Source organism: Mangrovactinospora gilvigrisea (assembly GCF_001879105.1).
Classification (GTDB): Bacteria; Actinomycetota; Actinomycetes; order Streptomycetales; family Streptomycetaceae; genus Mangrovactinospora; species Mangrovactinospora gilvigrisea.
The window spans coordinates 15,547-27,050 of record NZ_MLCF01000005.1 but is presented as its reverse complement, the minus strand read 5'-3'; the positions used below and the strand labels follow the sequence as shown (position 1 = coordinate 27,050).

The following is an 11,504-nucleotide window of genomic DNA, read 5'->3' as shown; positions in this document are numbered from 1 at the left end:
ATGTCTCCATCAAACCCGGGGCGATTCAACCAACTCCCTGCGCCTGGAGCTGGCCGGGCAGGGCACGCAGGTGCTGGGCGCGCACTTCGCCTACGTCGACACCCCGATGACCGCACGCCTGGACGGCGTGGACAAGTCAGCGCCGGCCGACATCGCCACGCGCGTCCTGGACGCCCTGGAAGCAGGCCAGTCCGAGGTCTTCGCCGACGCGCTGACCCAGAAGGTCCAGGCGGAACTGCCCACCATGACCACCGGCGCCATCGGATAAGCCGACGCGTTTTCGATCCCTGCCCCGAAGACCCCGTGACCAAGGAAGACCGACCATGACCGCGACTCGACTCGTCCCTGCAGGCGACAGGCAACACCGCCTGTCTCCCCCGGGCGGCGCCAAGAACCGGTGGCTCGCCCTGGCTGTGATCTGCGTCGGCACGATGATGGCCTTCGTCAACGTCTCCTCGACGATCGGCGCCCTGACCCGCATCCAGACCGACCTGCAGTCCTCACCCACCTCCATCGTGTGGATCACCAGCGCCTACAGCCTGGCCGTGGCCAGTCTCATCCTCGCCGCCGGCACGCTCAGCGACCGGCTGGGGCGCCGGCTCCTGTTCGGCCTGGGTGTGCTGTTCTTCATCATCGGCAGCGCCACCGCCTTCCGCGCCGACACCACTGGCATGCTCATCGCCGCCCAGGCGATCATCGGTGTCGGCGGCGCCATGCTGCTGCCCTCCGGCCTGGCCATCGTCAGCCACGAGTTCTCCGCCCCGCGCCAGCGCACCGAAGCTGTCTCGATCTGGGCCGGCAGTTCCGGCCTGGGCCTGGCGGTCGGACCGCTGGGCTCCGGTGCGATCCTCACTCACTACTCCTGGCACGCGATCTTCGTCATCAACATCGTGCTCGGCGCCATCGCCCTGGCCGGGGCGGTGTTCTTGATCCCCGACAGTCGGCATCCGGGCCGCCGCCTGGACCCGGTCGGCCTGGTGCTGGGAACCCTGACCGTCGCCACGTTGACGTTCGGCATCATCGAGGGCAAGACCCTCGGCTACGGCTCGGCCACCATCGTGACCGCCTATGCGATCTCCGCCGCCGGCCTGGCCATGCTCATCTGGTACGAGTCCAAGCACCCCGACCCGATGCTCGACGTCCGGTTGTTCCGTTCCGGCTCGTTCAGTGCCGTCATGGCGGTGGCCGCCACCTCCATGATCGGATTCACCGGAACCGCCCTGATGACGGTCTTGTACCTGCAGCACGTCCAAGACCTCAGCGCGCTCGGCGCGGGCGTGCGGTCGCTGGTCATGTTCGTGCCCTTCATCGTGGTCAGTGCGGTGGCGGGCCGACTCGTCCACCGGATCGGATTCAAGTTCATGCTCACCGTCGGCTTGCTCGCCATGGGCGGCGGGATCCTCGCCCTGCGCTGGACACAGGCCGGACCCGACTTCTCTCACGTGTGGCCCGGCCTGCTGATCGTCGGCATCGGGGGCGGACTGCTGGTCGCCCCCTCGACCGCGGCGGCGGTGATCAGCGTCCCGGCGTCGCAGGCGGGCATGGCGTCCTCGGCCGTCAACATGTTCCGCCAGCTCGGCAACGTACTGGGCGCGAGCATCCTGGGCACCATCTTGACATCGCAGTTCGCTGACAACCTCACCCCGGACCTGGCCCGAAGCGGAGTGCCCGGCCCGGCCATCGCCCAGATCGCCGATGGAGCCAAGCACGGCCGCGACGCCAGCGGGCTGCCCGCACAGGTCCAGGACATCGTCCGGCACGCCTTCAATGACGCCTTCCACACCGGCGTCCTGGTCGCCGGACTGTTCGTCCTGGCGATCGCCGTGCCGACGGTCCTGTTCGTCCGGCACAGGCCGGAGGCGCTCCAGCCGGCTACGCGATAACCCGCCCGCACCCACGTCTTGGAGCACCCGGTGTCCACCAACTCCGACACCGCGCCCTTTCTGGCCGGACTCAGCGACCGTCTTCCGGGCTTGCGCACCCTCTACGAAGACCTGCACGCGCACCCGGAGCTGTCGTTCGCCGAGTTCCGAACCGCCGGCATCGTCGCGGCGCACCTGCGGGAGCGGGACTGGCAGATAACCGAAGGCGTTGGCGGCACCCATGTAGGGGGCGCGGCGGCCAGCCATCGGTAATAGCCGACCCGGGAGACCTCCAGAACCCGGCACAGCCGCCGACCAGGCGGGCAGGTCGTGGGGCAGGTAGCGCCACTGACAGCCCGTCCGGTTCTGGTAGAAGATCGCGTTCACGACCTCGCGCATGTCGGCCGAACCCGGGTCGCCGGTCGCCGACCGCGCGACCCGGGCCTGCTTCCATGCGGTGATCAGCGGCTCGATCAACGCCCACTGCTCATCGGATAAGTCGCTGGGATAGGACGCCCGTTCCATCACGCAGAGCCCACCACGCGCACCCGCCCCGAACGGCTACAACCGTCAGCGCACACACGAACGAGCGACACCAGACCCTACAGAAACGGACTTAACACCCTCTGAGAACCCCGTCTTCCGGGACGGCCGCCACGAACCCCTGAAAGCCGCCCAGGCGGGCGGGCTCCAGGACGTGGCCGACAGCCTGGCAGCACAAGAGGGCGAGGCGCCGCTCCGCGTCGGCGTTGATTGTCCAGGCCGTCCCCGTAGAGCGGGGATCCGCACACGCCACCGGCAGGGAAGGGAGGGAGGTACGGCGAAGACGTCACCAGTCAATACGGCTTGATGCCACCACCGATCCGGGGATCTACCACTGCACCCGATCAGGCCGCCCGCCAACCTGCACGAACAGCCGACCAGGCCAAACGCCGGACATCCCAGTGGCACCGCCACCGCATCCACCCCAGCGAAGCCGCATGGCCTCGGCCTCCGAATGCCCTAACTCCCTGCGGACTTGGGGCCGATCCGCCCCTAAGGACCGCAACGCCTTGGTGCGGCGACGCTACCCGAAGACGCGGGCGAGGTCTCGGCCGGCGCCACTGAGGCCGCGACACCAGCGCGCGCTCCCCTCAGACGCATGGGATCCCTACGGGAGTGGTCCCCTAGGGAAGGATCTGAGAGGATTCCACGCACGTGGTCCCGCGCACGCGGGTGTGGTCCCTGTGAAGACCTGATGCCGACCTGCTCCCCGCACCTGCGGGGCTGATCCCGCTACCAAGTCCACAGTGCAGGTTCGAGCCTATGTCGAGATCTGTCGAACTGTGATGACTCTATCCCAGGATGTCTTTCTAAACAGGAAGCTCCAATCGCCTGCGAACCACACCGCCGGAACCGTAGCCTGCTCCCCGGGGAGGCCCCTCCCCACGCACGAGCGGAGGCCGGACTGTGCCCCGATCCCCGTCGTTGCAGCGACGGGCCGGGAGTCCGGCCTCCTTGTCCCAAAACCCCGCAAGGCCAGAGACGAAGGAGATACTAGCTGGTGAAAGCCTTAGCACTCCACGGCAACGAGCCGGAAGGCAACCTGATCTGGGTGCTGATCTGCGCAATGATCAGCGCGTCCCCTCAACGGCCGTGGATTTGGGCCCTATTGATGTTGATCGGTGTGGTGGTCACGCGCCGCCGCGAGCGCTGATCCATCCGGGGCGAGGGCCGGAACCCGGCCCTCGCCCCCTCGACTGCTTCAGTGAATCCCTAGTCATGGAGGCGTTGGGATGGCTGCAACCCACAGCCCGGATGAGTCAGGCACATCCGTCAGGCCCCAACTCGGACCACTTTCGCAGAGCTTGTCTGCAGCGGCTCGGTCCGCCTGGGCCAAGCATGATCGCGAGACCGATGGGTGGCTGCCGCTGCACCGACACCTTGCCGACTCCTGTGCAGTGGCCGGAAAGCTGTGGGATGAATGGCTGCCACATTCCGTGCGGCGCCTGGTGGCGGCGCCCCTCCCCGATGGAGATCGGCAAGCCGGCGTGCTGGTGCGCTTCCTGGCAGCTACACACGACATCGGGAAAGTATCGCCAGCATTCGCATGCCAGGTCGATTCCCTGGCCAACCGCATGCGGGACGAAGGTCTGGACATGCTCACGGCCAAGGAGTACGGCCAGGACCGACGCTTGGCTCCGCATGGGCTCGCTGGGCAGCTTGTGCTCCAGGAGTGGCTGCGGGAGCGGTTCGGGTTCGGGCCGAGGACGGTCGGGCAGTTCGCGGTCATCGCCGGCGGACACCATGGAGTGCCGCCCGAGAGCGCGCAGATTCACGATCTTCAGCTGCGTCCCCACCTGATACGGCACCCAGGGCCGAGTGAACAGGTCTGGCGCCGAACCCAGTTCGAGCTGCTCGACTGGTGCGCCAGCCTGACCGGCGCCGACGGCATCCTCGCGGACCTGCGTGACGTTCGGCTGCCTCAACCCGTCCAGGTCCTGCTGACTGCAGTGGTGATCATCTCGGACTGGATTGCGAGTTCCCCGGAGCTTTTTCCGTATGCGCCCGAGTCCTGGCAGCCCTGGGGCCCGCAGGGCGAGGCGCGCAGGCTGCGCGCCGCCTGGGCCGGGCTGGATCTACCAGAGCCCTGGAGACCCAGGACGCCCGCGGGGTCGACGCGGGACCTGTTCGCAACGCGCTTTCCCCACCTCCGAAAGGCCGCCCCGCGGCCGGTCCAGGACGAGGCGGTGCGGATGGCCCGGGCGATGGAGCCGGGCGGATTGCTGATCATCGAGGCGCCGATGGGCGAGGGAAAGACGGAGGCTGCGCTCGCGGCGGCGGAGATACTCGCGGCCCGATCCGGCGCCGGGGGGTTGCTGCTTGCGCTACCCACGAGGGCCACAGGAGACGCCATGTTCGGCCGCCTCCTGTCGTGGCTTCAGGCGCTGCCCGAGGAGGATGGGCCGGGCGGGCATGGGCCGTGGTCGGTGGTGCTGGCGCATGCCAAGGCCGCTCTCCAGCAGGAGTGGGCCGGCTTGCTCCGCAAAGGGAGCAGAACCATCGCGGCCGTCGACCCGGACGGGGACGAGGCCGCAAAGGCCGTAACGGCGAACCGGCCGGGCAAGGCGGACGGCTTGGCTGGTCGTGTGCGGTGGCGCGCCACGGGGCTGCATGCGCACCAGTGGCTTCGGGGACGGAAGAAGCAGCTGCTGGCGTCGTTCGCCGTCGGGACCGTGGATCAGGTGCTCTTCTCGGCTTTGAAGAGCCGGCATCTGGCGCTTCGTCATCTGGCCGTCGCCGGGAAGGTGGTGGTAATCGACGAGGTGCACGCGTACGACGCCTACATGAACCGGTACCTGGATCGGACCCTGGAGTGGCTCGCCGCCTACCGGGTGCCGGTTGTCTTGCTGTCCGCGACCCTGCCCGCCGATCGCCGGCGCGCCCTCGCCGCGGCCTATGCCGGCAAGGACAGTGCGGAGCAGGTGGAGACGGCGGCCGATGCGTACCCGCTGCTCACTGCCGTCTCGCCGGGTCGTGCGCCGCGCTGCGCACGGCCCCCGGCCGCGTCGGGTCGGAGCGCGGCCGTGGTGCTGGAGCCGCTGGAGGACGATCTTGCGGTGCTGGCCGACCGGTTGGAGTCCGAGCTGGCCGACGGGGGCTGCGCCCTGGTCGTCCGCAACACCGTGGCCCGGGTGGTGGACGCCGCCGACGTGCTCCGCGAGCGCTTCGGCGACGTGCAGGTCACCGTCGCCCACTCACGCTTCCTCGCGGCCGACCGGGCGGCCAACGACGCACACCTCGTCGGGCGGTTCGGGCCTGGCGGCGGCAGGCCGCAGCGTCATGTGGTGGTCGCCAGCCAGGTGGTGGAGCAGTCGTTGGACGTGAGTTTCGACCTGCTGGTGACGGATCTGGCACCGGTCGACCTCGTTCTCCAGCGGATGGGCCGCCTGCACCGGCACCCCGCGGACCGCCCGACGCGCCTGGCCGCGCCCAGATGCCTAATCACGGGGGTCTCGGACTGGGATGCGTCCCCGCCCACCCCGGTGAGAGGGTCACGCGCCGTGTACCCGGGCGACTGGACGCTGCTGCGGTCGCTCGCCGTCCTCAAGCCGCATCTCGAGGGTGCCCCGGTTCGCCTTCCGGACGACATCAGTCCACTGGTTCAGCGGGCCTACGGCGCCGGCCCCCTCGAACCCGCCGCGTGGGCCGACGGTATGGCGGCGGCTGAGGAGCAGCACCGCGCGCTGCTGGACTCCCAGCGACACCGGGCTGACGGGTTCCTGTTGGATCATGTGGGGCGCATCGGACGACCGGTCCACGGATGGCTGGAGGCGCATGCCGGCGACGCGGACGACAGTGCGACCGGGCGGGCGCAGGTGCGGGACTCGAAGGAGACCGTGGAGGTCCTGGTCATCCAGCGGACTGCCGACGGACGGCTGACCACCGTGCCGTGGCTGGACGGCGGAAAGGGAGGCGTCGAGCTGCCGACCGAGTCCCCGCCGTCCCGGCGGGCGGCGGAGGCTGTGGCGTCGTGTGCGCTCACCCTGCCCGGCCGCTTCAGCCATCCCGGAATCATCGACCGCACCGTTTCCGATCTGGAGGGGTTCTGGATTCCCGCCTGGCAGGCCAAGGAATGCCCATGGCTGGCCGGAGAGCTGTTCCTGGTTTTGGACCCCGATTGTCGGACCCGCCTGGCAGGCTACGAGTTGAGCTACAGCCGGACCGACGGGCTGCGGTTCGCCGACAGTGGCGTGCCCGCAGCCGGAGGCCCGGCGCCGGAGCAGGGGGGCGGAAATGGAACCGGGGAATCGGAGAAGCCCAAGACGGTGGCTGTGCGCGCGGGCCAGCACGCCAGGGTGGGAACAGAGTTCGGCAATGATGGGGCGGGCGCGGTGACGGCCGAGCGGTCCCGGCCGCCATCCTTCAATCTCGTACGCGAGCCCTGGCTCCCCGTCCAACTGTCAGTCGACGGCAGCGAGGTGGAGCTGTCCCTGCGGGAGCTCTTCTTGCGCGCCGGGGAGCTGCGCCGGATCGTCGGGGACGTCCCGACTCAGGAACTCGCCCTGCTGCGCCTGGCTCTGGCGGTCATTTACGACGCATTGAAGGGGCCGGAGGACTTCGACGCCTGGGCAGACCTGTGGGAGTCGCCTGATCCCTTCGGCGCAGTGGTCGATTATCTGGACCACAACGCGGAGCGCTTTGAACTCTTCGACGATGAGCGCCCGTTCTTCCAGGTCGCCGGTCTGCGGACGGAAAAGAACGAACTGGCGCCGCTGAGCCGGATCGTCGCCGACGTCCCGACCGGGTCCGCATTGTTCTCGATGCGGCGGCCCGGCGTCGATCGGCTGCCGTACGCCGAGGCCGCGCGCTGGCTGGTGCACGCCCACGCCTTCGACACCTCCGGCATCAAGTCGGCGCTGTACGGCGACGCCAGGGGCAAGGCGGGCAAGGTGTACCCCCTTGGCGTCGGCTCGCTGGGTCTGCTCGGCGGCGTGTTCGCGGAGGGGGGGACGCTGCGGGAGACGCTGCTGCTCAACCTCGTCCCGTTCGAGAGCGCCTACCGCAGCACCGGCTACGCCGACCGAATCGACGACGACCTGCCGGTCTGGCGGCGGGAGCGGCCCCTGGATGCCGGCCCTCGCGACCCCCGGGCCGGCGGGCCCGAACCGGCCGGCCTGCGCGACCTGTACACCTGGCAGACACGCCGGATCCGGCTGGTGGCCGTCGACGGTGCGGTGACGGGTGTCGTGCTCGGCTACGGCGACCCGCTGGCGCAGGAGTCGCCCTGGCTGCTGGAGCCGATGAGTGCGTGGCGTCGCAGCGCCGTCCAGGAGAAAAAGCGGCAGCGCGCCGTCTTCTACACACCGCAGCGCCACGATCCCCGCCGGTCCGCGTGGCGCGGTATCGAGGCGCTGTTGCCCGCCCGGGGCTCCGCGGGCGACAACGGTGGCGCCGAGGCCCCGGAGCGTCTCCGGTCGCGCATCGTCCGGTGGCTGACGGAGGTGAGCACCGAGTACGAGATCGATCCGGGCAGACTCCTTCGGCTGCGCACCGTCGGAATTCTCTACGGGACCCAGCAGTCCGTGATCGACGAGATGGTCGACGACTCCGTGGTCCTTCCCGTGGTGACGCTGCACGCCGAGAACCGGACCTTCGGGGCCGCAGCAATCGACGCGGTCAGGGAGGCGGTCGATGCAGTCAGTGCCCTGGGACATCTCGCGTCCCACCTGGCCCTGAGTTCGGGCAGCGAGCACTCGGACGCTGCGGCCGAGACCGCCCGCGATCGCGGCTATGGCTGCTTGGACGGCCCGTTTCGCGCCTGGCTGCGCCAATTGGCCAGCCACCCGGATGTACTGACTGCACGCCAGGAATGGCGGGAGACGGTGCGCCGGCAGTTGTACAGGCTCGGGCGCGAAGAGATCCGATCCGCCGGACCGGCCGCCGCAGACGGTCGATTCGTCGACCTCCCCGGACGCGGCAGGACGCTCATGGACGCGGGACGAGCGGAGCTGTGGTTCTTCGCGCGTCTGGAGAAGACTCTGGGTCCGCCTCCGGGCAGGCCCGGAAGCCGCTCTCCGGCCGCACCGGTTCCGAGCGCTGCCTGACCGGCCGGCCCTCCACACTGCGGACCCGCCCTACCGGCCCCCGGCCGGATGCCGCTCCGACTTCGGGCCGGCATTCGGCATCGTCTCCGTCGTCTCCGTCGTCAGGAGCAGATTTCATGACCACCTCAACACCGGCGACTTCCCCTCAGAGCGACACTCCCGACCCCCGGTCACGCGCCGATGGGACGGGTCTGCTGCCGGGCAGGGCCGTTGCGCTCGTCGTCCCGCCCCTTCAGGGCGGCTACCAGCAGGACGCCCCCTGGGCCGTGGCCATCGTGGCGCGGCTTCGCCGCGAGGCAGGGCGCGACGCACACGTCTCGCCGACCGCCTGGGGCCTGGCCCATTTGGAGATGTTGGCAGATCTGCGCGAGGAGGCGGCGCTGGCCGAACAGGACGCCCGGCGGTCAGGGGCTGCCGGCCCGGCCGACCTCACGTCCGCGGGCTGGCGCGGCCGGGAGACGTACGAGCAGCGCGAGGACACCGCCGTGCACCTCGCCGTCACCCTCTGGGCCCTGCACCAGCAATCCCTGCGGGACGAGGCCATGCACCAGCCGGGATGGCCGCTCGGCCGCGCCGTGCGGCGGCTCGCACAGGGCGGCACCGGCACCCGGGACGCGCTCGCGCCGGAGGACAGCGGGAATGCGGAGCGCCCGGGTGCGGGCCGCCCGCAGGGCGATCACGACGAGGGCGCCGGCGAAACCGTGCGCCGGCGCTTCGTACGGGTGGGCGGCGCATCGGACACCGAGGTCCTGGCGACCCGGCTCCGCGACCTGGTCCTGTTGCTCCGCGCATCCCGCATCCCGTTGGACTACGTACGGCTCGCAAACCAACTGCTTCGGTGGCAGGACGAGAACCAGCGGGACACCGTCCGCCGCGAGTGGGGGCGGGACTACCACCGCCGCCGCTGGGGCACGGGCAGCGCCACCGACACCAACACCCAGGTTGACGCAGCAGGCGACGCACCTCGCGTCGAAGACCGGGACGCAGATACCTGAGGGACGCAGCCACGACGCATCGACTCCACTCCAGCTTGTCGAGACCCGAAACGGACACCCATGACCCGCACGATCATCGACATCCACATCCTCCAGAACGTGCCGCCCAGCAACATGAACCGGGACGACACCGGAACCCCGAAGTCCGCCATCTACGGCGGTGTGCGCCGCTCCCGGGTCTCCAGTCAGGCGTGGAAGCGCGCCACCAGGGCCCGGTTCATGGAACTGCTCCCACCCGAGGAGTTGGGTGTGCGGACGAAGAAGGTGGTGGAGGCACTCGCCGAACGCATCACCGCCCACAACACCTCCGTCACCGAGACCGCCGCCGCGCAACTGGCGGAGGAGACGCTCAAGACCGCCACCGGGTCATCGTTCGAGGTACCGAAGCGCAAGGCGAAGGGCGACGACGACGCGACGGCTGTCGCCGAGGCGAAGTACCTGATGTTCCTCAGCCGGCGCCAGCTCGACGCGCTGGCCGAGCTGGCCCTCACCGCGAGCAGCGGCGGAGACGTCGCCACCCTGAAGAAGGCCCTGAAGGACAAGGAGCAAAAGGCCCAGGCACGCGCCGCGGTCGACACCCGGCACTCCATCGACATCGCGCTCTTCGGAAGGATGGTCGCCGACTCCGCCGACCTGAACGTGGACTCGGCCACGCAGGTCGCCCACGCGCTCAGTGTTCACCGCTCCGACATCGAGTCGGACTACTACACGGCCGTCGACGATCTCAGCAAGGACTCCGAGACCGGCGCCGGAATGATCGGCAGCATCGACTTCAACTCCGCGACGCTGTACCGATACGCGGCCATCGATGCGGACGAGCTGCAACGCAACCTGGGTGCCGGACTCAAGGACGGTGAACCGCCGAACATGCCGTCCGGCAAGGCCGTGTCCGCCTTCCTGGAGGCGTTCATCACCTCTCTGCCGACCGGGAAGATCAACACCTTCGCCAACAACACCCTCCCCTCCGTCGTGATCGTGAAGGTCCGGGATCGCTGGCCGCTGAGCTTCGTCGGCGCCTTCGAGGAGCCGGTGCCGAAGACCGCGCAGGGCGGCTTCCTTCGGGAGAGCTGCCGGCGGCTCGCCCCGTACATCCGGAACCTGGAGAGGCAGTACGAGGTCGAAGGGCCCCTCACCTGGGTGTTCCGGATCGGCGACGAGACGAGCGACCTTGCCGGGCTGGGAACCGAGGTCACACTCTCGGGCCTCGTGGAGCAGGTCGGGAGCGCGGTCGCGGAGCGCCTGGAGTCCGACGGATGACGGTTCTGCTGCTTCGCCTGGCCGGGCCGCTGCAGGCATGGGGTTCCTCGTCACGATTCGTCCAGCGCACCACGGAGAACGCCCCCACGAAAAGTGGGATCCTGGGGCTGCTGGCCGCAGCGGAGGGGCGTCCGCGAGGCTCCGATCTGTCCGACCTGACCGCCCTGCGCTTCGGAGTCCGCATCGATCAGCCCGGTTCACGCATCAAGGACTTCCACAAGGCAGAGAACACCGACACCGGCCGCGTCATGCCGCTGTCGGACCGCTACTACCTTGCCGACGCGGTCTTCCTCGCGGGCGTCGAGGGCGGGAGCGACGTCATCAGGCGCCTGCACGACGCCGTCCGCACGCCTCGCTTCCTTCCCTACCTGGGGAGGCGTTCCTGCCCTCCCTCTCTGCCGCTGCTGCCCGACCTGGTCCAGCCCCTTACCGAAGCGCCCTTGGAGGCTGCTCTTCGAAACGCCCCCTGGCAGGCGTCGCAGTGGTACGTCAGGCAGGTGAAGCGAACGGCGGCGCGCGACGACACCCCTGGTGTCCACACCGGTCCGGACGACCTGGACCTGCTGCTCGACTGCCCGACCGGTGAACTCCCCGACTACTCCCTGCGGGACCTGCCTCTCACCTTCGACCCGAACCACCGCAAGTACGCGATGCGCGGCGTACGGATCGGCCACGTGAGCGCGCCAGCGGATCACGACCCCACCGGGCATCTTCGCCCGATGCCCACGGCCGGCCCCGACGCCGCAACCGACCCCGCCGCCGGCACCGCCATCCGCACCACGGACGCCAACTAGGAACCGACG

General features: G+C 69.6%; 7 protein-coding genes and 2 pseudogenes. 8 read left to right on the top strand and 1 reads right to left on the bottom strand.

The features are described from left to right. The 3 genes and pseudogenes from BIV57_RS24835 to BIV57_RS02065 all read left to right on the top strand — a co-directional run. Nucleotides 1-268, top strand: a pseudogene (locus BIV57_RS24835) (hypothetical protein); the annotation flags it as partial. Between the two features lie 55 nt (nucleotides 269-323). Next, nucleotides 324-1,883: an MFS transporter gene (locus tag BIV57_RS02070; protein WP_071654859.1), complete on the top strand. Its 1,560-nt coding sequence runs from the start codon at nucleotides 324-326 to the stop codon at nucleotides 1,881-1,883. A gap of 30 nt (nucleotides 1,884-1,913) precedes the next feature. Next, the gene (locus tag BIV57_RS02065) at nucleotides 1,914-2,135 is read left to right on the top strand and encodes a hypothetical protein (RefSeq protein WP_071654858.1); all 222 of its coding nucleotides are present in this window, start codon (nucleotides 1,914-1,916) and stop codon (nucleotides 2,133-2,135) included. Between the two features lie 39 nt (nucleotides 2,136-2,174). Here BIV57_RS02065 and BIV57_RS02060 read toward each other — a convergent pair. Continuing rightward, nucleotides 2,175-2,387: pseudogene (locus tag BIV57_RS02060) on the bottom strand (transposase); the annotation flags it as partial. Between the two features lie 1,018 nt (nucleotides 2,388-3,405). Between BIV57_RS02060 and BIV57_RS24830 the strand changes: the two are divergent. The 5 genes from BIV57_RS24830 to cas5e all read left to right on the top strand — a co-directional run bounded on the left by BIV57_RS24830 (nucleotide 3,406) and on the right by cas5e (nucleotide 11,495). Next, entirely contained in the window at nucleotides 3,406-3,558 is a 153-nt protein-coding gene (locus tag BIV57_RS24830; protein ID WP_175548632.1) for a hypothetical protein, read from the top strand. A 79-nt stretch (nucleotides 3,559-3,637) separates the two neighbouring features. Next, a complete protein-coding gene (gene casA / locus BIV57_RS02055) occupies nucleotides 3,638-8,449 on the top strand; it encodes a type I-E CRISPR-associated protein Cse1/CasA (RefSeq protein ID WP_071654857.1) in 4,812 nt (1,603 codons plus the stop codon). Nucleotides 8,450-8,565: 116 nt separating this feature from the next. Further along, a complete protein-coding gene (casB, locus tag BIV57_RS02050; RefSeq protein ID WP_071654856.1) occupies nucleotides 8,566-9,444 on the top strand; it encodes a type I-E CRISPR-associated protein Cse2/CasB in 879 nt (292 codons plus the stop codon). A 60-nt stretch (nucleotides 9,445-9,504) separates the two neighbouring features. Further along, entirely contained in the window at nucleotides 9,505-10,701 is a 1,197-nt protein-coding gene (gene cas7e, locus BIV57_RS02045; RefSeq protein ID WP_071654855.1) for a type I-E CRISPR-associated protein Cas7/Cse4/CasC, read from the top strand. Further along, nucleotides 10,698-11,495, top strand: coding sequence for a type I-E CRISPR-associated protein Cas5/CasD (gene cas5e / locus BIV57_RS02040; protein WP_071654854.1), 798 nt, complete (start codon nucleotides 10,698-10,700; stop codon nucleotides 11,493-11,495). The genes cas7e and cas5e overlap by 4 nt, the downstream gene beginning before the upstream one ends. The last annotated feature ends 9 nt before the right edge of the window (nucleotides 11,496-11,504 follow it).